Source organism: Janthinobacterium sp. DSP2-3-3, from assembly GCF_049897325.1.
GTDB lineage: Bacteria > Pseudomonadota > Gammaproteobacteria > Burkholderiales > Burkholderiaceae_D > Janthinobacterium.
In genome coordinates this window covers 445006-469804 of the sequence record NZ_JAFCWA010000001.1, presented here as the reverse complement: position 1 = coordinate 469804, position 24799 = coordinate 445006, and the positions used below count along the sequence as shown (strand labels likewise).

The window sequence follows — 24799 nt, the reverse complement described above, 5'->3', positions numbered from 1 at the left end:
TTTATGGAGGGGCATATCTTGTTCAAAACAATCGTTTTACCCGTCGCCTTACTGGGCGCGTTCGCCGGCGCACACGCCGACGAAGGGCAGTGGCAACCACACCAACTGCCACAGCTGAAAGCCGAACTGAAACGGGTCGGCATCGACATTCCTGCAGAAAAACTGGCCGACCTGAGCAAGCACCCGATGAGCGCCATCGTGTCGCTGGGTGGCTGCTCGGCCGCTTTTGTTTCCGACGCGGGCCTGGTGGTGACGAACCACCACTGCGCGTATGGCGCCGTGCAGCGCAATTCCACGCCGGAACACAATTACATCACCAACGGCTTCCTGGCCAAGACGCGCGCTAGCGAGCTGCCGGGCGGTCCGAACAGCCTGGTGTATGTGACGGACAAGGTGGAGAACGTCAGCGAGCGCGTACTGAAAGGCTTGACGGCCGACATGAGTGGCCGCGCGCGCCACGAAGCCGTGGAAAAGCGCGTCAAGGACCTGATCGCCGAATGCGAAACGGACAAGATGTACCGCTGCTCCGTGCCCGCCTTCCACCGCGGCCTCGAGTACTACCGCATCCGCCAGATGATGATACGCGACGTGCGCCTGGTGTACGCGCCATCGGACAAGATCGGCAACTTCGGCGGCGACATCGACAACTACGAATGGCCGCGCCACACGGGCGACTACGCGTTCCTGCGCGCCTACGTGGGCAAGGATGGCCGTCCGGCCGACCCGTCGCCCGACAACGTGCCGTACAAATCGAAGGACTTCCTGGTGGTCTCGGCCGAAGGCTTGAAAGCCGGTGACGGCATCTTGTTGGCGGGCTACCCCGGCCGTACCAGCCGTTACAAGCTGCCGGCGGAAATCCGCTTTGCGCGCGATGCTGCCTTCCCCCTGAAAGTATCCGAACTGCAAGCTGACCTGGCCGTGATGGCCGATGCCACCGATGGCGACGCCGCCGCTGCCGTGCGCTATGCGAGCGTGGTGAAAAGCATCAACAACGTGCTGAAGAAAACCCAGGGCTTGCTCGACGGTTTCGCCCGCAAGGACATCGCCGCCATCAAGGACGTGCAGGATGCCGAGTTCCGCGCCTGGTATGCGAAGCAGCCGAACGTCTCGACCACGCTGCTGGCCGAACTGGACGCGGCGATTGCCAGCGACATGGCCTTGAGCGAAGAAGAGTTCGCCTGGTCAGTGGCCACCAATAGCGACTTGCTGAAAAGCGCGCGCACCATCTACCGCCTGTCGCTGGAGCGCCAGAAAGCGGACGCCGAGCGCGAATCGGGCTTCCAGCAGCGCGACCTGGCCTTCATCAAGGCCCGTCTGGCCCGTCTGGAGCAGTCGTATGTCAACAAGGTCGATCAGGCGCGTTTTGCAGCGGGCCTGAAGCGTTACGCGCAGCTGGCGGCGAAGAGCCATCCGCAAGGCCTGGACGCGCTGCTGCCGGCGCCAAGCGCCGTAGCGGCCCTGTACCAGCAGACGCAACTGGCTGACACGGGCAAGCGCCTGGCCTGGCTGGAAAAGGACCAAGCTGCTGTTGCGGGGTCCGACGACGCCTTCATGCAACTGGCCATCAAGCTGCAAGTGGTCGAGGCAGCGCTGGAAGAGCGCCGCAAGGAAATCGACGGCAACCTGGAACGCGTGATTCCGCAATACATGCAAGCCGTGATTGCCTGGAAGAAATCGCAAGGCAAGCCGGTCTATCCTGACGCTAATTCGACCCTGCGCGTCACGTACGGCACCGTCTCTCCCTACTCGCCGCGCGACGGCATCACCAAGGGACCGTTCACGACCGTGGAAGGCATCGTCGAGAAAGTCACGGGCAAAGCCCCGTTCGAAGCACCGCAAGCGCTGCTCGACGCCGTCAAGGAAAAACGCTACGGCCAGTTCCGCGACCCGGTGCTGGGCACGGTCCCCGTCAACTTCCTCACCAGCGCGGACACCACGGGCGGCAATTCCGGTTCGGCCGTGATGAACAAGCGTGGCGAGTTGATCGGTCTGAACTTCGATTCGACGTATGAATCGATCACCAAAGACTGGTACTTCGACACGGCCATCACGCGCGCCATCCACCTCGACATCCGCTACATGCTGTGGGTGATGAAGGAAGTGGACCACGCCGATAAGCTGCTGCAGGAAATGACGGTCAAGTATCCGAAGGCTGTGAAAGCTGCGACGAAGTAAGCATTCATTTGCGCTAGCGCAATGCCGCATCCGCCTGTTTGGAGATGCGGCTTTTTTGTGGCTGGGGGAAATGAACTTTTCATTTTTCCAATGCGTCACTTAACGATTTCTGACGTGGCAGTTATCGGCGCCGCACCGACGAATTCAAGCGCGCGCTGGTGGCACAATCGCTGCTGCCGGTGACAGTGGTGAGGCCGGCATTGGCGAAGCATCCGCCCCAGCCGGTTCGTGTGCCTGGCGGCGTGATCGCCCTGACTGTCGGCAAGGTCCAGCTGCGGATCGAGAGTGCCGCCGATACGACGCTGCTGGCCCTGGTGCTGCAGCGGCTGCTGCCATGATCGGCCTGCCTGCCCACACGCGCATCCGGATCGCTGCCGGCGTCACCGACATGCGCTGCCGCTTCAACGGCCACGTGTCTGTGTTCCGTGGCCGGCGCGGTGACATCATCAAACTGCTGTGGTGGACCGGCGCCGGTCTATGCTTGTTGAACCAGCGGCTGGCGCGGGGCCGCTTCATCTGGCCGCAGGCTTTCTCCAAGGATTGATGCTGAATGAGCGAGCTGCACTGGCTCTCACGCAATGCCGCATCTGGAGCCAAGGAATTCCGCGCTACTCTTTTGATGCGGGCGCGTGCTTCAGCATGAGCGACGCGACTGCCGAGACAACGCTGACGATGCCTGCCATCAAGAATGCGAACCGGTAACCCGCAAGTTCGGCCGCCTGGGGTAGTTGCCCGGTGGCCAATTGCGCCGCCATGACTGAATGGGCGACTGCACCTAGTACTGCTATGCCCACTGCTCCACCTAGTTGGCGTGCAGTGTTCTGTAGTCCTGCTGCAAGACCCGAGTCTTTCCGCGGAACTCCTGCAAGAACTGCTTGCGTGGCACTCATCATTACCAACCCGTTACCAGCGCCGACCAGCAATGTAGGTAGTAGAAATTCGCTGACCTGCAATGGATGAACAGGCAACCAATTGAGCCAGATCAGGCCTGCTGCCGACACGAGGCTGCCAATACAGGGCAAATTTTTAACGCCAGCGTCCCGCAAATAGCGTGATGCGATCGATGCGATAGCCAGTGCCGAAGCCATTGGTAGTAAAGCCAGTCCGGTGTCGAGCGGACTGCGCCCGTCGATCCGCTGCAGAGCCTGCGACAGAAAGAACATCGACACGGTGAGAACTGCGCCGAGGCTCAACACCATAGCCATTCCGACCGTTACGTTTCGCAGCCGAAATATTTCGACATTGATCAGGGGCTGAGCCGAACGGCGTTCAGCTGCGATGAAGGCCATGAACATGATCAGCGCGGTAGCCAACGCACTGAGCACGGTACTGGATGTCCAACCTGCATGTACCGATTGTGAGATCGCATAGAGAAACGAGGCCAACGCCAGCGTGACAGTGGACGCGCCTAGCACATCGAGCTTCGCCCTGGCGTCGGCCATGAGCTGAGGGCGCAGACAGCCGGCAACAACCGCGGCCAAGACGATACCGACAGGTATGTTGACGAACATCACCCAGCGCCAGGAGGCTAGGCTCGTCAGCAAGCCGCCAATGACCACACCAAAGGCCGAGCCCATCGCGGCGCAGGCCGCCCACAGGCCGATCGCTCGTTCCTGACCCGAACCCTTGGGATGGGCGGCGACGATGACTGCCAGCGGTGAGGTCGCCAGTACCGACGCGCCCAAACCCTGCACTGCGCGCGAGGCCAGCAGCATGGTCCCGGAAGTCGCAAAGCCACCTACCAGGCTGGCTCCAGTAAACAGCGTCAAACCCCACAGCAGAAGGCGCCGGCGCCCGTAGATGTCGCTGGCGCGTGCAGCGAGCAACATGAAGCCACCTAGCACCAGCAGGTAGATGTCGACTACCCACTGCAATTGGACAGATGACAGACCCAGGTCATCGCGCATCGCCGGTAGCGCGACGTTCACGATGGCACCGTCCACCACGACCATGAAGGCACACACGCAGGCGACGAAGGTAGCAATCCAAGTCGATACGCCGCTGCGCAGGAGTTGTGGCGGCATCGCCGGTACGGAAGATATAGACATTTATTGACCTCTCAGCACGATGACGGCGGCGACTGCCGCCAAAAAGTTCGGTAGGGGCTAAGTATGCCGAGCAATATGAAAAGTCATATAACGGTAAATGGACTTAAAATGGTGATAAATGGCCAAAATGAATCCTGAGCATGCGCAAGCGGAAGACGACTTCAGTGAGTGGTCTGATGGTCCTCGTCTGATCGCGTTGTTGGGGAATGACGCTCAGGGCAGCGAGTACCGCCTCGGAACACGCGAGTACGGTTTGCATCACCATCATCGAGGGCAGGTGTTCTGCGTAGAAGCCGGGCTAATCCATGTGCGAACAGCTCAAGGATCTTGGTTGCTACCGCCGAACCGCGCCGGCTGGATGCCGCCAGAGGTACCGCATCAAGTACGTGTCAGCGGTGCTCTTGCCGGCTGGAGCTTGTTCATCACCCCGGAATCCAGTGAGTGCTTGCCGAACCAGCCTTGCGTGATCGGCATCACTGAGGTGTTGCGCGCCTTGGTGCGCCGAGCCGCCGAATGGGACAAGTCCGATCAGCTGGCGTCAGACCAAGAGCACGTCGTTACCGTCATCCTTGACGAAATCCGTCGTGCGCCGCATGAGTCGCTGCACTTGCCAATGCCGACAACTGCCCGGCTGGAGCGCATCGCTCGGGCGATCTTGGACGATCCAGGTTCGATTCGAACGTTGGAAGCTTGGGCAGATTGGGGCGCGATGTCGGCTCGAACGCTGCGCCGTCAGATGCTGGCTGAAACAGGCCTGAGCTTTGCCCAATGGCGCCAGCAGGCACAACTCACGCACGCCCTGGAAATGCTTGCGCGTGGAGAGTCGGTTACGCATGTTGCCGACACGCTGGGCTATGCCTCACCGAGCAACTTCATCGCCATGTTTCGCCGTTCCTTCGGCGACTCCCCAGCACGATACTTTGCAGCGCGTTCTGTTGGTGGCAGCTGAAACATTGTCATCAATCGGATGCGACGGCGGCCATGTCTTGAGACGCCGCGAGCAGCGGCTTCGTGACCTTGTCCTCTACGGCTGGTGGGAGCCATCGAGGCGATGTCATCCAATGGAATGACATCGCTGCCGCCCGAGCTCCCATGATGGTGAACCCGCTTGCTTCCTAGGGAAACTCGCTGCGGCGAGCCTCAGCGAACGTCAGCCAAACCCAGCGGTGTGATGCCATCCTCTGGCAATCAACGCCAAGCTCAAGACGGTGCAGGGTTTACGTTTAGGACTGAATCTTGAGTTGAGGGGCACTTCTGGCCTGCAGCGAAAGCGGATCTTGGTATGTATCCCGATACCGAGTTCTGTCTGATTTTATTGTTCTTGTCCCGCTTTATCCCTGGCCTGCATCAATGCCTGCACCGGCAATTGAAAAAAGCGCGGCACCATGGCTGGCGACAGGTCGTCGCCGCTCCCCGCCATGGCCAGGCGCCCGCTCAGCAGCAGCATCACGTAGCCGTGGCCCAGCGACCAGCCGGCGCTGGCGGCGGCCTTGTCCCAGCGGGGAGCGAGGCCCGCTTCGCGCACGGCCTCGCCGGCCGTTTGCAGCACATACTGAAAGCACGCTTGCGCCGCTTCCTGCAGGGCCGGGAACTGGCGCACGTCCTGGTGCTCGAACATCAGCCGGTAGTGGGCCGGCGCGGCCAGGGCGAATTCGATGTATTGCTGGCCTAGCAGCTGAAAGCGCTGCTCGGCGGGCAGGCTGCCCGGCGGCGGCAGTTCAGTCTCCCATTTGGCGATCAGGCTGGCGAAGCCGGCCGCCGCCACGTCGGCCAGCAAGGCTTCCTTGCTGGGGAAGTGGCGGTACACGGCGGCGACCGACACGCCCACCGTGCGCGCCAGTTCGCGCAGCGACAGGGCGGCGTCGTGCTGCTGCGCCAGTTGCGCGATGGCGATGGCGACCAGGGTGTCGCGCAAGTTGCCGTGATGATAGGTGCTGCTTGTCGTCATTCTATGTTATCGCTGTTCACATTGTCGTGTATGATGGCCATGTTATCACTGAAAACATCGAGAGCACATGCAAGAGATGAACATCGCCGTCCGCGCCGTGGCCTTGCCGCCGGGCGCCAGCATCGCCCCCTTGTACCAGGGCAGCAACCTGGCCGATGCGTATGCCGCCGACCTGCCGAACGCGCGCGCGCGTGAGCTGGACATGGAAAGCCTGGCGCGCCAGCTGCTGGGTAGCCAGCCGCGCTGGGCGCAATGGCTGATGGTGCTGCGCGACGCCATCGTGGCGCGCTTTGGCATCAAGACGGCCAAACAAATGGAAGGCAAGCCGGGCAAGCGCATCGGCATCTTTCGCATCTACGCCGTCAGCGACGATGAAATCATCGTGGGCGAGGACGACAGCCACCTGGATTTCCGCCTGTCCGTGCTGCGCTACCGCGACGCGGGGCGGCATGGCAGTGTCACCGTGTCCAGCGTCGTGCATTGCCACAATCGGGTGGGACGCGCTTACATCCTGCTGATCCGGCCCTTCCACAAGCTGATCGTGCAGCGTTCGCTGGCGCGCGCCGTCAAGCGCGGCTTTGCCTGAGGGGGCGGAACAGGGAAGGGCGTGACGCTGCGGGCAATCTTGCTTATTCATGGCCGGTATTGCATACTGCACCACCAGCCTCATCACGATTCCCATGAACGATACGCTTCTCCTGCTGGGTTTTGCCACCACGCCGCTTGAACTGATTTCCTTTGTCCTGGCACTGACAACTGTTGCGCTGAACATCCGCCAGAATCACTGGGCGTGGCTGTTCGCCATCATTTCCTCGGCCGCCTACGGTTTCGTCTTTTTCGAATCGCGCCTGTATGGCGACATGGCCTTGCAACTGCTGTTCATCAGCGTCTCGTTCTGGGGCTGGTACCAGTGGCTGCATCCGGCCAGCGGCGGCAAGACCCTGCCCGTCACCCGCCTCGATGGCCGTGGCTGGCTGGCCTGCGCCGCGGGCTGGCTGGTCGGTTTCCTGCTCATTGCCTGGCTGCTGACGACGACGGACACGGACGTGCCGCATGCGGATGGTTTCCTCACGGCAGGCAGCCTGGTCGGCCAGTTTTTGTTGTCGCGCAAGAAGCTGGAAAACTGGATCGTCTGGATCATCGTCGATATCCTATATGTGTGGCTGTACCTGCACAAGGACCTGACCCTGACGGCCATCCTATACGCGGTGTTTGTCGTCATGGCCAGCATCGGCTTGCTGGCTTGGAGAAAGTCGGCACCGGCCGCGCCCGATGCCATGGTGCTCAAGTGATGGCGCCTTGCGTGCGCGTGGCGATACTGGGCGCGGAATCGTCGGGCAAGTCGACCCTGGCGGCCGCCTTGGCCGAGCGCTACGGCACCGTCTGGGTGCCGGAATACTTGCGCGAGTTCGTCGAGACGCAGGGCAGGGTGCCCGTCGCAGCCGACCAGTATGGCATTGCGCTGACACAAGTCGAACGTGAAACGGCCGCTGCCGCGCAAGCGCGTCACTTCCTATTCTGTGACACGACGCCCTTGATGACGGTGGTCTACAGCCGCCATTACTTTCACGGTGCCGATGCGCAACTGGCGGCGCTGGCCGATGCCACGCAGTACGACGTGACGTTGGTGACGGCACCCGACAGCCCGTGGGTGGCCGATGGCTTGCAGCGCGAGTCGGAAGCCGTGCGCCAGCTGATCTACCGCTACTTGCTCGACGAGCTGGACGCGCGCGGCATCGTCTACCAGGTGTTGCACGACAGCCTGGAAGCGCGCCTGGAACAGGCGGCGCCTTTGCTGCAGCAGGCGCTCGCTGCGGCGCCTGTCATTTCCTTCAATTAAAAGTCGAACTGCGCCGACACCTTGAACGTGCGGCTGGCGCCAGGGTACAGATAGCCGTCCGATTCCGGCGTCACGTCGCGCCAGTAGAACTTGTCGGCCACGTTGTTGACGGCGGCGCGCAGCACGGCGCGCGTGCCGGCGATGCGCGTGGCGTAGGCGGCGCCCAGGTTGAACACGTTGTACGACGGCACGAAAGTGGTGTTGTTGTACTCAAACGCTTTCTTGCCCGCATATTCCCAGCTACCGTTGACGCTCAAGCCCGCCACCTGTTGTACGGCATAGTCCGCATGCACGGCCGCCTTGAAGGCGGGCACGTTCGGCACGCGCTTGCCATCGAGGTTTGCATTGCCCGTGTTTGATTGCTGGCTGTTCAGGGCCGTGAGCGAGACGCCCAGGTTCAGGTCGCGGGTCGCCTTGCCTTGCGCGGACAATTCCAGGCCACGGTGCTGCGCCTGGCCTTCACGCACGAAGTAGCCGGCAGCGTTCTGGAATTCCAGGCCCTTGCGGATCTGGAACAGGCTGGCCGCCAGCATGAAGTCCTGCGTCACATCCATCTTCACGCCGAATTCGATCTGCTTCGAGCGGCTCGGTGTCAGCTCTTCGTTGGCATTCATCGCCTTGCGGTCGGCCGTGCCGCCATGTTCCATGCCCTGCGAATAGGCCGCATACATGGACACATTGTCGAGCGGGGTGTAGACCAGCGATACGTTGGGCAGCAGGAAGTCGTGCTTGGCGCGGATTTCCTTGTCGGCCTTCAACACATACTGGTAGCCGTCGACATTGATATGGCGCAAGCCGCCATGCAGCTTCCAGTTTTGGGCCAGGCTGACGATATCCTGCACGAAGACGGAGTTTTCCGTATCCTTGCGCACCAGGCGCACGGGGCCTTGTACGCCCGTCGACATCTCGACTATTTGCGGGCGGTAGATGTTGCTCACGCCAGCCCAGTCGTACACGTACAGGCCGGCGCGGTCCTTGCGGCGGAAGGTCGAGACGCCGGCCGTGAATTCGTGGCGCAGGGCACCGGTGGCAAACTTGCCCTGGATCATGGCTTGTGCGCTCAGCGGCTTTTTCGTCTCGCCCAGGCTGCGGTAGTCATACACGTCGTAGTCGCCATTGCCGCAAAATCCCGGGTACAGCTCTTGCGCGCTGCAGCCATACGGGAAGGCCGTGTAGTCGTCGCGCTTGAACGAGTGCTGGTTGGCCGACACGGTGGCGTGCCAGTCGTCATTGAAGGCGTACTGGAAGCGCAGGCCGATATTGCTGGTGACGGTTTCCACGGGGCGCGTCCACGGCTGCAAGTTGAGCATGGCGTCGGCGCTGATGCCGGTCGGCAAGGTGGTGTTATTCAGTAGCTGGAAGCCGGGCGCCGTCGCCTGTGCCTTGTCCTGGTAGTCGGCATCGATTTGCAGCAGCGCTTGCGGCGATATTTGCCAGTCGAAGGCGCCGGAAATGAAACGACGGTTGCCATCCGCACCCTTGATGTAGGAACGCAGGCGCTCGGCAGCCACGTTGACCCTGTAGCCGAAGCGCGTGTCTTCCAGGCGGCCGCCCAGGTCGACGGCGCCGTACAGGGTGCCCCGTTCGCGCGTTTCCACGGTGACCGTGCGCAGCGGCGCGGCGGTGGGGCGCTTGACGATGAAATCGATCACGCCGCCCGGTGCGGCCACGCCCGCCTGCAAGCCGGCCAAGCCCTTCAGCACTTCGATGCGCTCCTTGTTTTCCAGCGGAATTTGCGTGTCGCCGGGAATGGCCACGCCATCCTTGCGGTAGCTGGAATTGTTGTCGAGCTTGAAGCCGCGGATGGAAAATTGCTCCGCATAGCCGACGGCGTTGTAGGCGTCGTTGATGCTGGTGTCGAGCTTGACGGCATCGCTGAGATTGCGGATTTGCAAGTCCTGCATGTCTTTTTGCGAAATGACGGTGACGGACGCCGGCGTCTGCAGCAGCGGGGCGTCGGAAAAACCGCCCACGGAGGCGCGCTTGGCGGCTGGCGCCTTGCTGGCCGTGACGACAACTTCGGTCATGCTTGGCGTATCGGCCGACACTTCGGCGGTGTCATTCGCGGCCAGGGCAGGCGTGGCAAACGCGTGCAGGATGGCCAGGGTCAGAACAGAAATAGATAAATTCGGTGTGGACATAGATTGCTCGTGGTTCAAGCCGTCTCCGGGAAAAGAGCACGGCAGGCTGCTTGTTCGGCTGGCGCCAACGCAGGAGCTATCAAAGGAGGGAGGTACTTTGCGCTTTCCTTCGCTGGCATTATCCAGATCAGGTACGAAGGGTATCTCTCACCCGGATGACTGCTCCAGGACCCCTAGCGAAATGACAGCTTAGCATGAAGCACGGCCAGCTGTCCCGCTGGCTGACCGTTTTACAACAGTGTGGCAGATTCTATAAACTAAGCTACAGGCTCAGTTCCAGCACCTTGCGGCTGACGGCGGGCGTGATGTCGCGCTGTTCGCCCAGCGCCGTCATGCCGTGCGCTTCCAGGGCGGACACGACGGCATCCACGCTGGCATGGTTCAAGCCGTAGTCGGCCAAACGCGTCTTGACGCCCATGTGGCGGAAGAAAAATTCCGTGCGCGCGATGGCCGCCTCGATGCGGCCATCTTCGTCGCCGCCATCGAGGCCCCAGACGCGGGCCGCATATTGCAGCAGCTTGGCGCGCTTGGCCTGCTTGCGCACGCGCAGCATGCTGGGCAGGATGATGGCCAGGGTTTGCGCGTGATCCAGTTCATACAGGGCCGTCAATTCGTGGCCGATGGCGTGCGTGGACCAGTCCTGCGGCACGCCCACGCCGATCAGGCCGTTCAAGGCCAGGGTGGCGCTCCACATCACGTTGGCGCGCACGTCGTAGTCGTCCGGGTGCGACAGGGCTTTCGGGCCTTCCTCAATCAGCGTCAGCAGAATGCCTTCGGCGAAGCGGTCTTGCACCGAGGCATTCACCGGGTAGGTCAGATACTGCTCCATGACATGCGCAAACGCATCGACGACGCCATTGCCCACCTGGCGCAGCGGCAAGGTAAATGTTTTCGACGGGTCCAGCACGGAGAACTTCGGATATACCTTGCGGCTCATGAACGAGCGCTTTTCCTGCGTGGCCTTGCGCGTGATCACGGCCGAGCCATTCATTTCGGAACCCGTGGCCGGTAACGTCAAGACCGTGCCGAAGGGCAGGGCGGCCTCGACGATCTTGCCGCCTTTGGCCAGGATGTCCCACGCCTCGCCCTCGTGCAGGGCGGCGGCGGCGATGAACTTCGTGCCATCGACCACGGAGCCGCCGCCGACGGCCAGCAGGAAATCGATGCGCTCGCTTTTCACGAGGGCCACGGCCTGCATCAGGGTTTCATAGCTGGGATTGGGTTCGATGCCGGCAAATTCGAGCACCGTATGGCCGGCCAGCGCCGCCCTGACTTCATCGTAGACGCCGTTCTGCTTGATGCTGCCGCCGCCATAGGTCATCAGGACCCGCGCCTGCGGCGGGATCAGGCCGGCGATGGCGGCGATCTGGCCCTGGCCGAAGAGGATTTGCGTCGGATTGTAAAAGTCGAAATTGAACATGGGGCTCCTGCCGCTGAGGTTTAGGCTGTTGCTGAGCCATGATTATGGCCGAATGGGTGGAAACGTGTCGTGGACGCTTGAGCTTTTTGCCCGCACGGTGGAGAATGCAGCCGATGTCACCACCACGCGAAAAGGAATGCGCATGACCACCGTCCCACTGGAAGAATCAGGCTTGCCGGCCACGGCACTCGACATGCACCGCGCCATCGGCGCAACCATCGCTGCACTGCAGGCGCTGGACTTGAACAGCCAGCGTTTCGAAGCATGCACGGACCCGGAACTGCGCCGCGTGCTCGCGCATGCAGGCGACACCAGCCGCAAGGAAGCGGCCATGCTGCTCGAATGGATGCGCCGCCGCGACGCGCGCCTGGACACGGCCATGAAAGAAGCGCTGTTCAAGGCGGGGCCGATTGTTGCCCAGTATCACTATGACGAGAAAATAGTGTAACTATTGGTTTGTTGCTGTGGCGTACCATGCGCCACTTTCGCCTTGCATCGCGTAGACTGTGCCCCGAACACGATTTTGGGGGAGTTTGCAACGATGAGATCATTACCATACCGAGAAGGCAGCTGGTTTGCCGTGCCCCTGCCGGGCGGCGGCTATGCCGTCGGCGTGGTGGCGCGCAGGGCGCCTGCCGGGCGCATCATGCTGGCATATATGTTCGGCCCGAAGCGCGATACTTTGCCGAGCCTGGAAGAACTGGAAGGCTTGCGGCCGGAACAGGCCGTGCGCCGACTGCGTACGGGCGACATGGCCTTGCTCAACGAGCGCTGGCCCCTGCTGGGCGACAGCGGCCACTGGGAGCGCGATGCCTGGCCCATGCCGGCCTTTATCCGCCGCAATGAATCCTTGCAACGCGCCTGGCGCGCCAGCTATGCGGATGCCGACCCTGCCAAGCTGAACCGTGAGGAATCGATTCCCTTCGATACGCCGGGCATGGAAAGCGATTCGCTGTACGGCTACGGGGCGACGGAATTGTTGATGAATAAATTGCTGGCGCCGGAGCGGGCGTCCGCCTGAAAGCAGGGCACGGCATGGCCGTGCCGTGCCCCTTCGCTTACACCGCTGGCAAGCTGATCTGAAACGCCAGGCCGCCGCCTTCGCGGTTACGCACTTGTAAGTCAGCGCCATGGCGCAGCAGCACGCGGTCGACGATGGCCAGGCCCAGCCCGGCGCCATTTGCTTGCCCGCGCGCCGTGTCGAGGCGGGTGAACGGTTTCAGCAGTTGCTCGATCTTTTCCGCCGGCACGCCGGTGCCATGGTCTTGCACCTCGATAATCACCTTTTTCATGCCGTGGCTGGTGCGCACCTGGCAGGCGATATCGATTTCCGTTACGTCGCTGCCCGGCGTCTTGCCATAGCGGCGCGCATTCTCGATCAGGTTGTTCAGCACGCGGCGCAAGTCGGTGGGATTGCCCATCGCATGCGCGCCTTCGGCGATGCTGGCATTGATCTTCAGGTCCGGCAGGCGCATCGCCTCGCGCGTCATGTCGCTGAGCAAGCCGCTCAGGTCGACATCGGTAAAGCTCGACGCTTCCGTCGGCTTGGCATAGTCGAGGAACTGGCCGATGATGGCGTCCATTTGCCCGATATCGGACTGGATGCCTACACGCGCCTCGTCCGACAGGTTCGCCATTTCCACTTCCAGCAGCATGCGCGCCAGCGGCGTGCGCAAGTCGTGCGAAATGCCGGCCAAAATCACGGCGCGGTCCGATTCCACCTGCTTCAAATCATCGACCATCTGGTTGAAGCTGCGGTTCGCCTCGATGATTTCGATCGGGCCTTTTTCCGGCAGCAGCGCCGGCTGCTTGCCCTTGGCGATGTCGCGCGCGGCCGCCGTCAAACGCGACAGCGGTAAATTGATCAGGCTGGAAATGATGGCTGCGCCCAGCAGCGATAGCAGGGATACCAGGCTGGCCCAGCCCAGCCACTGAAAGCCCGTCAGGCCGCGCAGGCGCTCGCGGTCCAGCATCAGCCAGTATTCATCGTCATCGATCTTGAAGCTGACCCAGAAACCGGCCACGCCGTTGACGCGCGCGGAAAAGCGCGTGTCCTTGCCCAGCTTGGCTTTCACCTGCGCCTCGATCTCGGGCATCAGGTAATTGTCGGGCGGCGGCTCGATGCGGTCGTCCTCTTCCAGCGAGAAGATGCGGATGCCTTCATTGCTGACGAGGTCGAACAGCAGCTCGCGCCGCAGCTCGGGTGCCGAGTGCGTCAGTGCCGCATGCGTGATGGTGACGACGGAAATGATCTGGGCGGAAATCTGCTGCGCCTGCGGCTCGCGCTGGATGACGGAAATCATGCCGATCCAGGTGATCATGCTGACCGTGGTCAAGGTGCCGAGCAGCAAAAAGGTGCGCCAGAAGAGGCCGCTTTTCAGCCGCGCCAGGCTGATATCGGGAACAAGCTTCATCATGCCTTGCCTGCGATCAGCGCGGCTGTCCGTCCGGGATGAAGACGTAGCCCAGGCCCCACACGGTCTGGATGAACAGCGGGCTCGACGGATCGGGTTCGATCAGCTTGCGCAGGCGCGAGATTTGCACGTCCAGGCTGCGGTCGAATACTTCGTATTCGCGGCCACGCGCCAGTTCCATCAGTTTCTCGCGCGACAGCGGCTGGCGCGCATGGCGGGCAAACACTTTCAACACGGAAAACTCACCTGTTGTCAGGGGCACCGTTTCGCCATTCTTTTTCAGGGTGCGCGTGCCCAGGTCCAGCACGAAGTCGCCGAATTCGAAGGTTTGCGGCGTTTCCGACGGCGCGCCCGGAATTTCATCGGGACCCTTGCGGCGCAGCACGGCGCCGATGCGGGCCACCAATTCGCGCGGATTGAACGGTTTCGGCAGGTAGTCGTCGGCGCCCATTTCCAGGCCCACGATGCGGTCCACGTCTTCGCCCTTGGCCGTCAGCATGATGATCGGTGTCTGGTCACCCGCGCCGCGCAGGCGGCGGCAGATCGACAGGCCGTCTTCGCCGGGCAGCATCAAATCGAGCACCAGCAAGTCGTAGCGTTCGCGCAGCCACAGTTTGTTCATGGCCGTCGCGCTCTCTGCCGTGAAGACATTGAAACCCTGTTCAGTCAGGTAGCGGCGCAGCAGGTCGCGCAGGCGCACATCGTCATCGACCACCATGATTTTTGCCTGGTGGCCGTGGATCGATTGCGTTGGCGTCGTGCTGCCGGAAGTGGAGGTTGTGGTCATTTGGGGTGTCGTGTTATCTTATATTAGTTGCTATAGTAACGCCTCGCGCGGCGTCGGCAAGGGGCTGTGGCGACCCATTACAAAGTGTTACAAACTTTACCCAATTACTCTTACTGCACCGTGTAAAGCATCATACACTGGGGCCACAGTGGAAATCAGCTTTAAGTTTATACGGCATCGCGGAAGAGGAACTCAATGAATATCTTTACAAAAAAAATTCAAGCCGCTCCCAGCGCAGCTATTAACGCTTGTATGGCCGCACGTACGGCCGCACGTACGACTGTGCTGTCCGCATTTATCGTTTGCTCCGTGTTTGCCGCCAGCCTGGCGTCAGCGCAAAACCAGCCGCCACCACGCCGTGACGACCAGCAGCAAGTGCAGGCCCAGCGCTATGAACAGGTACAGCGCAGCAATAGCAATAGCAATAGCAATGATACGCGACTGCGCGAACAGCGTGACGCACGCAGTTTCGACACGCGCGCCGAAGAGCAGCGCCGCGCCAACGAGGGCGCCGAGGCCTCGCGCCGCACGGGCCGCATGACGCCCGACGAGCGCCGCGACCTGCGCCGCCAGATCAACGAAGTGGGTCAGGATATTTACTCGAATCCCCCGCGCCGCTAGGCATTCCACACCCCATCCGACAGGGCCATCTCGCAAGACATGGCCCTGTTTACATCTGGCAACCCGCTTTTTTGCTCATTTATGCTCAGTCAGGCACGCCGCCACGCCCCGTGATATTGTGCTAGTGAACTGAGGCAATTCTCTGAATGTGTTGCTGGGGGAGGCAAGTGGTGAGCGACGACGACACGCCCGTTCCTGATGCGGCCCCCGCAGGTAGCTTGCCGCACGGCCTGGTCCAGGGCGGTGAAGGCGTGTGGCTGGACCTGTCGCTGGCGCCGGCCCAGTTGCGCGCCGCCGTCGACCAGCTATTCCAGTCGGGGCAGCTGCTGGCCGGCCTCGATTACGCTTTGTTCCTGCTGACCCTGTTCCATGCCCCCGCGCCCCGCGCCGCGCCCAAGGGCGATGCCTTGCTGCGCATCGCCGCCCGCGTGGCGCCATTCCCGCCCCAGCGCCGCGCGCTGTATAAACAAGTCAAGATCCGCGGCGACAGCGCCGAGTTTTACTTTGAAGCCTTGTCGCCTGGCGCGGATGGCCAGGTGCCGGCCCGCCGCGAGTTTGACGAGCTGGTGGCCGACTTGTGGTGCAAGGGCGTGCGCTATGGCATCGATGGCGCGGCCGTGCGGTCCATTCTCGGTAGCGGCAAGGCCGAGCGCATCACGGTGGCGCGCGCACTGCCGCCGCAGCCGGGGCGCGACGCCCAGCTGGTTGAAGTGTCGCATGGCATCCACCGCGACGACGCGCCGCGCGAACGCTCCGACGGCCGCCTCGATTTGCTCAGTTTCAAGAACCGTTTTCCGCAAGTGAAAAAACACGCGCGCCTGCTGCGGCTGCTGCCCGGTGCGCCCGGCTTGCCCGGCTACGATCTGGCCGGCACACTGCTGCCGCCGCCCGCGCCGCTGGAACTGGACCCGCTGGCGGTGGCAGGCGCCGGCACGGCGGTCGAGCGCTTCAACGATGGCGATTACGTCGTGGCCACCCAGGATGGCTATGTGAATGTCGATGAACACGGCAAGATTTCCATCGAAAACAAGATCGTCAGCCGCGAAGGCGTCAGCAGCCGTACCACGGGCAACCTGAAGCTGCGCGCCGCGTATGAGGAATATGGCGAAGTGCAGGAGCAGCGCCAGCTCGACGGCAGCGACATCACCATCCATGGCGACGTGTATGGCCATCTGCACTCGCATGGCGGCTTGATATGGCTACAGCGCAACCTGGTGGGGGGGACGGCCTTCAACGAGCATGGCGACGTGCGCGTCGAGGGTGTGGCTTCCGGTTCCGTGCTGCAGGCGCTGAGCGGTGAAATACATTTGAAGCGCGCCGAAAGCTGCGTTATCGCCGGCACGCGCGTGGTGATCGACCATGCCAGCAATTGCGAGATCATCGCCGACGAGGTCGTCATCGAGCTGGCCGAAGGCTGCGCCGTGGCGGCACGCACCATTCGCATCGGCAGCGCCGGTCCGCGAAAGCAAGTGGAGATGCTGCTGTTCCCGCTGGTACCCGATTTGAGCGCGCTGGAGCAGAGAATTGCGGAAAGCATGGAGAAGGCGGCGCAGTACCAGCAGGCGCAGCACAAGCGCCAGCAGGAAATGGATGCCATTGCGCAATTGCCCGAGGTGCGCAATTATCTGACGCTGGCGGGCCAGCTGCGGCGCGGCGAATTGCAGCTGCAGCCGGCGCAGCAGCTGCAGTACGACAAGTTGGCCGCGCGCATCGCCCCCGTGCTGAAGGAAGTGGCGCGCCTGCGCGTGGAGGTGAAACAGTCGGAAATCCTGCAGGCGCAAATGCTGGCACTGGTGGCCCAGGTGCGCCAGCAGCGGCAAGCGACGGCCGGCCAGTCGCGCTGCAGCCTGGGCCTGGTCGACGGCGAAACGGCGGTGCGCACGATGGTCGTGCCACCCGGACCGGCCAAGGTCTACGACCGGCCGCCGAAAGAGATCAAGGCGCTGTTGCGCAGCGCCACGCCAGCCACGCAGCCCGTGTTTGCGGACAGCAGTGGCAGCCTGGACTGGGTCTACCAGCCACCACCTTGATCAGTCGGTGACCTTGCCGCGAGACTGTTTGAGGACGCTGTGCGTGCTCTTGCTGTCGAGGCGGCGCCGCTGCGAGCTGCGCGTGGGCTTGGTGGCGCGCCGTACGGCGGGCAGGAAGGTTACGCTGTCGATGATTTCCTGCAAGCGGCGCAAGGCTTCTTCCTTGTTCTGTTCCTGGCTGCGCGATTGCTGCGCCTTGAGCACCAGCACGCCATCCTTGCTGATGCGGCTGTCGCGCAAGGCCAGCAGCCGTTCCTTGTACGCTTCCGGCAACGACGAGGCGGCGATGGGAAAGCGCAAATGGATGGCGCTGGAGACCTTGTTGACGTTCTGCCCGCCGGGGCCCTGGGCGCGGATGGCGGAGAATTCAACTTCAGCGGGATTGACGAGGTGTTGCATGGCCTGCCTGTGGGGAAACGATGCCCGTATTGTAAGGGAATATGGCTGCGCCGGCGCAAGGCCGAGGCCGCATCCAGTGATGTCTTCCTGGAAAGTTGATGTTTCTCAACGCCGCCTGCGGCGATGCTGGTTAGCATGGGGCCAACGTTGCGCCACTGCGCATCCTGGCAGCGCTTACCGGATGAAAGGAACATCATGCAGCCCACGACGACGCCTGGCGCCGCAGCAACGGCGGAACATAGCACATACTTGACGCAGTATTTAAGCTTCCGGCTGGGCGGCCTGGAATATGGCCTCGATTACCGCTGCGTGCGGGAATTGCGCCCGCTGAAGGAACTCGACCGTTTTTCCTCGGAAGGGGAAGTGCTGCACAGCGTGGCTATCTCGCGTGGCGTGATCATCCCCATCGTCGACATGCGCGCCGCGTTCGGCAGCGCCCGGGGCGCGCCCGACCCGTCCACCGACGTGATCATCCTGCAGCTGAGTAATGGCGTGATGGGCATGGTGGTCGATGGCGTCACCGATATCGTCAGCCTGGCCCCCACCGACATCGCCGCCGTGCCCGGCCTGGGCGAGGCGGAAGCCGATTATTTGCTGGGCCTGGGCACGCTGGCGGGGCGCAGGCTGATCCTCGTCGATATCGACCGCCTGATGGCGATCCGTAGCCCCAGCCCCATGCAGGCGGCTTAAAAAAAAGACGACCCGGAAGTCGTCTTTGTGTTTTGCGTTAGCCGAGTTTCTCTAACTGATCCTGCAAATCGAGCCATTCCGCTTCCAGTTGCGCCAGGTCCTTGGTGAAGAAGGTCTGGTCAGCCAGCAATTGCTTCAGCTTGGCCTTGTTGGCCGCGTCGTAAATGGTCGGTTCGCCCAGCTTGGCTTCCGTTTCCGCCTTTTGCGCATTGCGCTTGGCAATCTGCTCTTCCTGGCGCTTGATCTTGTTTTCGATCGGCTTGCGCAAGGCGGCTGCCTTCTGGCGGTCTTCCGCTTCCTGGCGCTTGTCGCGCACGGGCGCGGCAGGGGCTACCGGCGAAGGGACGGAAGAAGTCACGGGGAAGTCCGTCTTGTTGGCCTTGCCGGCCGCCGGCAGCACATCCGTGCCTTTGCCCAGCTTGGTCTTGAACAGCCAATCCTTGTAGTCGTCCAGGTCGCCGTCGAACGGTTGCAGCTTGCCGTCGGCAACGATGATGAATTCATCGGTGGTGGCGCGCAGCAAATGGCGATCATGGGACACGACGACCAGCGTGCCTTCGAACTGGGCCAGCGCTTCCGTCAGCGCTTCGCGCGTTTCCAGATCCAGATGGTTGGTCGGTTCATCGAGCAGCAGCAAGTTCGGACGCTGCCAGACAATCAGTGCCAGTGCCAAACGGGCTTTTTCGCCGCCCGAGAATGGTGCGATCGAGGCGGTGACCATGTTGCCGGGGAAGTTGAAACCGCCCAGGAAGTTGCGCAGTTCCTGCTCGCGCACGGTCGGGGCGATCTTGGCCAGATGCCACAGCGGCGATTCGTCATGGCGCAGCATTTCCACCTGGTGCTGGGCGAAGTAGCCGATGTTGAGGCCCTTGCCCATGGTGGCGTCGCCGCTCAAAGGCATCAATTCGCCGGCGATGGTCTTGATCAGGGTCGACTTGCCGGCGCCGTTCTGGCCCAGCAAGCCGATGCGCTGGCCGATCTGCAGCGAAAACTTGATGCCGTTGACGATGGTCTTGTGGGTGATTTCGCCCGTGGCTTCGTTTTCGATCTTGTAGCCAGCATCGACGTCTTCCATCACCATCAGTGGATTCGGCGCGCTCAAAGGCTCGCGGAATTCGAACGAGAATTCGGCGGCGGCGCGCAAGGGCGCCAGTTCTTCCATCTTCGCCAGTGCCTTCATGCGGCTTTGCGCCTGACGGGCTTTCGACGCTTGCGCCTTGAAGCGGTTGACGAACGATTCCAGATGGGCACGCTTGCGTTGTTGCTTTTCCAGCGCGCCGGCAGCCAGGATCATCTGCGCCGCGCGTTGGCGCTCGAAGCTCGAGTAGTTGCCCGAGTAGCGCTTCAGCTTGCGCTCGTCGATATGCACGACGACGTTGACTACTTCATCGAGGAAGTCGCGGTCATGGGAAATGATCAGCAAGGTGCCAGCGTAGCGTTTCAGCCAGTCTTCCAGCCAGATGATGGCGTCCAGATCCAAGTGATTGGTCGGCTCATCGAGCAGCAGCAGGTCGGACGGGCACATCAGCGCTTGCGCCAGGTTCAAACGCATGCGCCAGCCGCCGGAGAAGCTGGCCACCGGTTGCTGCATCTGGTCCAGGGTGAAGCCCAGGCCCAGCAGCAATTGCTCGCCGCGCGACTGCACCGTGTAGGCGTCGGCATCGGCCAGCGCGCTGTACATGTTGCCGATGGCGATGCCGTTTTCCGTGCTTTCCGGTTGCGACTCGAGATGCGCCAGCTCAGCTTCCAGTTTGCGCAAGGTGGCGTCGCCGTCGATGGCGTAGTCGAGCGCGGCACGGTCCAGCGGCGGCGTTTCCTGCGCCACGTAAGCCACGCGCCACTTGGCCGGGAAATCGATCTCACCCTGGTCAGGGTGCAATTCGCCACGCATCATGGCGAACAGGCTCGATTTGCCCGCGCCATTGGCGCCGATCAGGCCGATTTTGTCGCCCGGGTTGAGCGTGACATCGACTTGTTCGAGCAACGGTTTGATGCCGCGCATCAGGCTTACTTGTAGGAAACGTATCATTTTTTTCTTTGTGTTGTAAATTAAGGCGCTGCGCCGCTTACGCCAGCGCTTATGCCAGCTTCAGCTGCTCGGCCGTCAGCAGGAATACCATGTCGTCGCCGGCGCTCGTCGTCAGCCAGGTCAGGCCCAGTTCGCCGAAAGCCGCTTCCGCGTATGCGCGTTCGTTGCCGATTTCAATCATCAGGATGCCATCGTCCGTCAGGCGTTCGGCCGCGCCGGCGATGATCTTGCGCACCAGGTCCATGCCGTCGCTGCCGCCGTCGAGGGCGATTTGCGGTTCGGCCAGGTATTCCTGGGGCAGGGCGCCCATCGACGCGGAATTCACGTACGGCGGGTTGCTGATGATCAAGTCGTATTTCTTGACCGGCACCTTGGTGTACAAGTCCGATTCGATCAAGTTGACGCGGTCCTGCAATTTATAGGTGTCGACGTTGCGCTTGGCCACGGCCAGCGCGTCGGCGGATATGTCCACCGCGTCCACTGTGGCGTTCGGGAAAGCGTCGGCCATCATGATAGCCAGGCAGCCCGAACCGGTGCACAGTTCCAGGATGTTTTCCACGGCTTCCGGTTCCGCCACCCATGGCGAAAAGTATTCAGGGATCAGCTCGGCGATGAAGGAGCGGGGCACGATCACGCGCTCGTCCACATAGAAATTGTACGTGCCCAGCCAGCCTTCCTTGGTGATGTAGGCGGCCGGCACGCGGTCGATGCTGCGGCGGTCGATGACCGTCATCACGCTGGCCACTTCCGACGGCAGCAATTTGGCGTCGAGGAAAGGTTCGAGCTTGTCGAGCGGCAACTTCAAGGTGTGCAGGATCAGATAGGCCGCTTCGTCGAACGCTTCGGCGCTGCCGTGGCCGAAAAACAGCTTGGCGGTATTAAAACGGGTAACGGCGTAGCGCAGCAGGTCGCGTGGCGTGGAAAACGGGTTCGGGGTCATGGCATTCTCGAAAAGACGGTGTTCTGGCCCGCCGTGACGGGCCTCGGTATTCTGGTTCAGACGGGCAGCAAATGCTCCAGCGTGCGCCGGTAAATATTCTTCAGGGGATCGATGTGGCGCAGTTCGATGTGTTCGTCGATCTTGTGAATACTGGCATTGGGCGGCCCGAATTCTATCACTTGGGGACAGATCTGCGCGATAAACCGGCCATCCGAGGTGCCGCCCGTGGTCGACAACTGCGTCGTGAGGCCCGTTTCTTCCAGGATGGCGGCGGACAGCGCATCGGAGAGGGTGCCGCGTGGCGTGAGGAAGGGCAGGCCGCTCAGGGTCCACTGCAAATCATATTGCAAGTCATGCCTGTCGAGGATGGCGTGCACGCGCTCCCGCAGGTTTTCCGCCGTGCTGGCCGTGGAAAAGCGGAAATTGAAATCGATCACCATGTCGCCCGGAATGACGTTGTTGGCGCCCGTGCCCGCGTTGATGTTGGACATTTGCCACGACGTCGGCAGGTAATACTCGTTGCCGGCATCCCATTTTTCCTCGACCAGGTCGGCCAGCGCCTGCGCCGCTTCGTGAATCGGGTTTGTCGCCAGGTGCGGGTAGGCGATATGGCCTTGCACGCCCTTGATCGTCAATCGGCCCGACAGCGAACCGCGGCGCCCGTTCTTGATCATGTCGCCCAGTTGCGCGCTCGAGGTCGGCTCGCCCACCAGGCAATAATCGATCTGCTCGCCCCGCGCCTTCAATTTGTCGCAGACGATGACGGTGCCGTCCGTGGCCGGGCCTTCCTCGTCGCTGGTAATCAGGAAGGCGATCGAGCCTGAGTGCTCGGGCGTAGCGGCGATGAATTCCTCGCAAGCCACCACCATGGCGGCGATCGAGGTCTTCATGTCGGCCGCGCCACGGCCGTACAGCTTGCCGTCGCGCTGGGTGGGGATGAACGGCTGCGAGCGCCATTGCTCGACGGGACCGGTGGGCACCACGTCCGTATGGCCGGCAAAGACGAATACGGGCGACGTGGTGCCGCGCCGCGCCCACAGGTTGGTGACGTCGTTCGACTGTATCGTCTCGCAGACAAAGCCCAGGGGCGTCAGGATGTCGATCAAGTGCTGCTGGCAACCCTTGTCGTCGGGCGTGACCGAGGACAAGGCGATCAGTTTTTCGGTCAGGGCGAGGGTTTTGGCGGTGGTCATGGTGTAGAGCGGGGTGCTTCTGTTTAAGTAAAAATTACAGCCCGAAAATGGCTGCGTACTGTGCATCCGAAAACGCCACGCTGAACTTTCCATCCTTGTCCAGCACGGGGCGCTTGATGATGGAGGGATTTTCCAGCATCAGTTCCACGGCGCTGGCCGCATCGGTAATCGATGCTTTGCGCTCGTCGGACAGGGCGCGCCAGGTCGTGCCTTTCTTGTTGACCAGTACATCCCATGGCAGCTGCTGCAGCCACGCTTCCACGGTGGCGCGTTCCAGGCCCTGTTTCTTGAAGTCGTGGAAGGTGAAATCGCGTTGCTGCGCGGCCAGCCAGGTGCGGGCCTTTTTGACGGTATCGCAATTGGGGATACCGTAGAGTGTAATCGTCGTCATGGGTAGGGCTAAGGGGAATGAATGCGGTTCGCTTGATCGCGGCGCTTGCGCCAGAGCAAAATGCGATGTTAGCCGCCATTATACAGTTGATGCGCAGCCGATGCGGCGCTGCAACACGACCCCGTGATTTCCTTACACGGGCCGTGGAGCGGCCTTGCCCATCTCTGCCGGACCAAAATGCAGGCCCAGGCGCAGAGCCAGGGCGCGCAGGGCGCCGCTTTCCTGCAGGTGCAGGGCCAGCGCGATATGGCCGTCGGGGCGCACGAGGTAGGCCGCGTCGCGGCCCAGGCCGGCCAGCTTGGCGGCCACGTTGTAAGTGTAGCAATGCACGGGCAGCTTCAGCACGCGCGCCTCGTTGAGCAGTTCGGGCGCCGGTTCGCCATAGATGTGCAATTGCCAATCCATGCCGCGCAAGGCCGTGAAATTGTCTTGCGTGCCGTCCGAGAACCACGGCAGGCGGTCGCCGCCGCGCAGGTATTGCGCGTGACCGGCGGAGAGGGCGCTGTCTTCATAGCTGATCTGGATTTGCGACACGGTCTGGAACAGCAAACGGCGCGCCCGCCCGAACCCTGACAGGAAGGGCAGCGCATGCGGCACCAGCCAGCGCCGGAGGAATTGCCCGGCGATTCCTTGCGCGACGATGGACTGGAAGGCGCGGTCGGTGGTGGCGACGAGCTTGCGGGCAAACACGATGCGCTCGCTTTCATAGGTGTCGAGCAGGGCGTCGTTGCTCTGGCCGTGCAGCTTCTGCGCCAGTTTCCAGGCCAGGTTGACGGCGTCGCCCAGACCCGTGTTCATGCCTTGGCCGCCCACGGGGCTGTGCAGGTGGGCCGCATCGCCGAGGATGAAGCAGCGCCGTTCGCGAAACTGCGCCGCCACCCGGTGATGCACTTTATACGTGGAAAACCAGTTCACGTGGTCAACTTGAATGCCCAGCAAGGCTTGCACCTGTTCGCGCACATCGTCGAACACAGGCGCAGGCACGCCGTCGGGGCGGTCGGGCAGGATGCCGATCAGGCGCTGCATGCCGCTGGTGCGCACGGGCAGCATCAGCGCAAACGAATTCGCGCCCAGGTGGGCGTGCAAATCCATATTGTTGCCGGCCACTTGCGCATCGGCCACGTAGTACAGGTGGTCGTAGGTGCCGCCGGAGAACTCGAAACCGGCGATGTCGCGGACCTTGCTGCGGGCGCCGTCGCAGCCGCAGATATAGTCAAACGTGCAATATTGGCGTTCGCCCTCTTTGAATAAGATGGCTTGTACTTCGCTATCGTCCTGCGTCCACAGATCCAGCGCGACATTCCATTCCACGTGCACGCCGGCTGCTGCCAGCTTGCTGATAAGAAAGCGTTCATGCTCGTCCTGCGGCAGGCTCAGCACGAAAGGGTAGGGGCTCAGACCTTCGCCGATCTCGCCCAGCACCAGTTTCACCAGCTCCTCGCCCCCTTCGTGGATGTGCACGGCATTGATCTTGATGCCCAGGTGCACCAGTTCGTCGGCAAAGCCCAGCTGCTGGTAAAACTCCAAGGTGCGCGCATGCACGGCCATGGCCCGCGACGCCTGCCCGGGGCCGCTGTTCCTATCGATGATGCGGCAATCGACGCCATGGCGCGCCAGGCGCAAGGCAAGCATGAGGCCGGTAGGACCGGCGCCGACGATCAATACGGGAGGAGTATGCATGCCATCCAGTATAGGACAGGATGGGAGAGGGCAGCGGGACGATTGAAGTTGCT

Annotated in this window: 24 protein-coding genes and 1 riboswitch; of the genes, 12 read left to right on the top strand and 12 right to left on the bottom strand. The window is 62.2% G+C overall.

Features of this window, described 5'->3' with window-relative positions; translation table 11 throughout:
* Positions 1–18: 18 nt before the first annotated feature.
* The 3 genes from ACP7DE_RS02345 to tnpB all read left to right on the top strand — a co-directional run bounded on the left by ACP7DE_RS02345 (position 19) and on the right by tnpB (position 2719).
* Positions 19–2175 carry a S46 family peptidase gene (locus ACP7DE_RS02345; protein WP_426070564.1) on the top strand — a complete coding sequence of 719 codons (2157 nt, stop codon included), beginning with the start codon at positions 19–21 and terminating at the stop codon, positions 2173–2175.
* Between the two features lie 158 nt (positions 2176–2333).
* Positions 2334–2513 (top strand): hypothetical protein, encoded by a 180-nt coding sequence (locus ACP7DE_RS02340; RefSeq protein WP_426070563.1) that lies wholly within the window; start codon positions 2334–2336, stop codon positions 2511–2513.
* A complete protein-coding gene (tnpB, locus tag ACP7DE_RS02335; protein ID WP_426070562.1) occupies positions 2510–2719 on the top strand; it encodes an IS66 family insertion sequence element accessory protein TnpB in 210 nt (69 codons plus the stop codon). The genes ACP7DE_RS02340 and tnpB overlap by 4 nt, the downstream gene beginning before the upstream one ends.
* A gap of 64 nt (positions 2720–2783) precedes the next feature.
* Here the strand turns inward: tnpB and ACP7DE_RS02330 are convergent, their stop codons facing one another.
* Positions 2784–4223: an MFS transporter gene (locus ACP7DE_RS02330; RefSeq protein WP_426070561.1), complete on the bottom strand. Its 1440-nt coding sequence runs from the start codon at positions 4221–4223 to the stop codon at positions 2784–2786.
* A 127-nt stretch (positions 4224–4350) separates the two neighbouring features.
* Between ACP7DE_RS02330 and ACP7DE_RS02325 the strand changes: the two genes are divergently transcribed.
* Entirely contained in the window at positions 4351–5172 is an 822-nt protein-coding gene (locus tag ACP7DE_RS02325; protein WP_426070871.1) for an AraC family transcriptional regulator, read from the top strand.
* 363 nt (positions 5173–5535) lie between these two features.
* Here ACP7DE_RS02325 and ACP7DE_RS02320 read toward each other — a convergent pair whose 3' ends face one another.
* Positions 5536–6171: a TetR/AcrR family transcriptional regulator gene (locus tag ACP7DE_RS02320; protein ID WP_426070560.1), complete on the bottom strand. Its 636-nt coding sequence runs from the start codon at positions 6169–6171 to the stop codon at positions 5536–5538.
* Between the two features lie 67 nt (positions 6172–6238).
* Here ACP7DE_RS02320 and ACP7DE_RS02315 point away from each other — a divergent pair, with 67 nt between their 5' ends.
* The 3 genes from ACP7DE_RS02315 (at position 6239) to ACP7DE_RS02305 (ending at position 8011) form a co-directional block, all read left to right on the top strand.
* Entirely contained in the window at positions 6239–6757 is a 519-nt protein-coding gene (locus ACP7DE_RS02315) for a DUF2867 domain-containing protein (protein ID WP_426070559.1), read from the top strand.
* A gap of 94 nt (positions 6758–6851) precedes the next feature.
* Positions 6852–7463: a nicotinamide riboside transporter PnuC gene (pnuC, locus tag ACP7DE_RS02310; protein WP_426070558.1), complete on the top strand. Its 612-nt coding sequence runs from the start codon at positions 6852–6854 to the stop codon at positions 7461–7463.
* Complete coding sequence (locus ACP7DE_RS02305) at positions 7463–8011, top strand: AAA family ATPase (protein ID WP_426070870.1); 549 nt, start codon at positions 7463–7465, stop codon at positions 8009–8011. Before pnuC ends, ACP7DE_RS02305 begins: the two co-directional genes overlap by 1 nt.
* Here ACP7DE_RS02305 and ACP7DE_RS02300 read toward each other — a convergent pair.
* Both ACP7DE_RS02300 and ACP7DE_RS02295 read right to left on the bottom strand, forming a co-directional pair.
* Positions 8008–10152 (bottom strand): TonB-dependent siderophore receptor, encoded by a 2145-nt coding sequence (locus tag ACP7DE_RS02300; RefSeq protein WP_426070557.1) that lies wholly within the window; start codon positions 10150–10152, stop codon positions 8008–8010. The genes ACP7DE_RS02305 and ACP7DE_RS02300 overlap by 4 nt on opposite strands.
* Before the next feature lie 87 nt (positions 10153–10239).
* Positions 10240–10337: riboswitch (TPP riboswitch) on the bottom strand.
* Between the two features lie 77 nt (positions 10338–10414).
* Complete coding sequence (locus ACP7DE_RS02295) at positions 10415–11572, bottom strand: iron-containing alcohol dehydrogenase (RefSeq protein WP_426070556.1); 1158 nt, start codon at positions 11570–11572, stop codon at positions 10415–10417.
* 142 nt (positions 11573–11714) lie between these two features.
* Between ACP7DE_RS02295 and ACP7DE_RS02290 the strand changes: the two genes are divergently transcribed.
* Both ACP7DE_RS02290 and ACP7DE_RS02285 read left to right on the top strand, forming a co-directional pair.
* Positions 11715–12020, top strand: a complete 306-nt coding sequence (locus ACP7DE_RS02290) for a hypothetical protein (RefSeq protein WP_332859178.1) — start codon at positions 11715–11717, stop codon at positions 12018–12020.
* A gap of 93 nt (positions 12021–12113) precedes the next feature.
* Positions 12114–12593, top strand: a complete 480-nt coding sequence (locus tag ACP7DE_RS02285; protein WP_426070555.1) for an Imm26 family immunity protein — start codon at positions 12114–12116, stop codon at positions 12591–12593.
* Between the two features lie 37 nt (positions 12594–12630).
* On the opposite strand, the gene ACP7DE_RS02280 is transcribed toward ACP7DE_RS02285, so the two are convergent.
* Positions 12631–13989, bottom strand: coding sequence for an ATP-binding protein (locus tag ACP7DE_RS02280; RefSeq protein ID WP_426070554.1), 1359 nt, complete (start codon positions 13987–13989; stop codon positions 12631–12633).
* A 13-nt stretch (positions 13990–14002) separates the two neighbouring features.
* A complete protein-coding gene (gene ompR / locus ACP7DE_RS02275) occupies positions 14003–14704 on the bottom strand; it encodes a two-component system response regulator OmpR (RefSeq protein WP_223278807.1) in 702 nt (233 codons plus the stop codon).
* A gap of 321 nt (positions 14705–15025) precedes the next feature.
* Between ompR and ACP7DE_RS02270 the strand changes: the two genes are divergently transcribed.
* Together ACP7DE_RS02270 and ACP7DE_RS02265 are read left to right on the top strand one after the other, a co-directional pair.
* Positions 15026–15394, top strand: a complete 369-nt coding sequence (locus ACP7DE_RS02270) for a hypothetical protein (protein WP_426070553.1) — start codon at positions 15026–15028, stop codon at positions 15392–15394.
* Between the two features lie 170 nt (positions 15395–15564).
* The gene (locus ACP7DE_RS02265; RefSeq protein WP_426070552.1) at positions 15565–17424 is read left to right on the top strand and encodes a flagellar assembly protein A; all 1860 of its coding nucleotides are present in this window, start codon (positions 15565–15567) and stop codon (positions 17422–17424) included.
* Here ACP7DE_RS02265 and arfB read toward each other — a convergent pair whose 3' ends face one another.
* Positions 17425–17823, bottom strand: coding sequence for an alternative ribosome rescue aminoacyl-tRNA hydrolase ArfB (gene arfB, locus ACP7DE_RS02260; RefSeq protein ID WP_034749850.1), 399 nt, complete (start codon positions 17821–17823; stop codon positions 17425–17427).
* Positions 17824–18018: 195 nt separating this feature from the next.
* Here arfB and ACP7DE_RS02255 point away from each other — a divergent pair, with 195 nt between their 5' ends.
* The gene (locus tag ACP7DE_RS02255) at positions 18019–18513 is read left to right on the top strand and encodes a chemotaxis protein CheW (protein ID WP_426070551.1); all 495 of its coding nucleotides are present in this window, start codon (positions 18019–18021) and stop codon (positions 18511–18513) included.
* A 37-nt stretch (positions 18514–18550) separates the two neighbouring features.
* Here ACP7DE_RS02255 and ACP7DE_RS02250 read toward each other — a convergent pair whose 3' ends face one another.
* The 5 genes from ACP7DE_RS02250 to ACP7DE_RS02230 all read right to left on the bottom strand — a co-directional run bounded on the left by ACP7DE_RS02250 (position 18551) and on the right by ACP7DE_RS02230 (position 24746).
* A complete protein-coding gene (locus tag ACP7DE_RS02250; RefSeq protein ID WP_426070550.1) occupies positions 18551–20542 on the bottom strand; it encodes an ATP-binding cassette domain-containing protein in 1992 nt (663 codons plus the stop codon).
* Between the two features lie 49 nt (positions 20543–20591).
* A complete protein-coding gene (gene prmB, locus ACP7DE_RS02245; protein WP_426070549.1) occupies positions 20592–21482 on the bottom strand; it encodes a 50S ribosomal protein L3 N(5)-glutamine methyltransferase in 891 nt (296 codons plus the stop codon).
* Between the two features lie 56 nt (positions 21483–21538).
* Positions 21539–22675 (bottom strand): succinyl-diaminopimelate desuccinylase, encoded by a 1137-nt coding sequence (dapE, locus tag ACP7DE_RS02240; RefSeq protein WP_426070548.1) that lies wholly within the window; start codon positions 22673–22675, stop codon positions 21539–21541.
* A gap of 34 nt (positions 22676–22709) precedes the next feature.
* Entirely contained in the window at positions 22710–23066 is a 357-nt protein-coding gene (locus tag ACP7DE_RS02235) for an ArsC family reductase (RefSeq protein ID WP_426070547.1), read from the bottom strand.
* A 132-nt stretch (positions 23067–23198) separates the two neighbouring features.
* Complete coding sequence (locus ACP7DE_RS02230) at positions 23199–24746, bottom strand: FAD-dependent oxidoreductase (protein ID WP_426070546.1); 1548 nt, start codon at positions 24744–24746, stop codon at positions 23199–23201.
* Between the last annotated feature and the right edge of the window lie 53 nt (positions 24747–24799).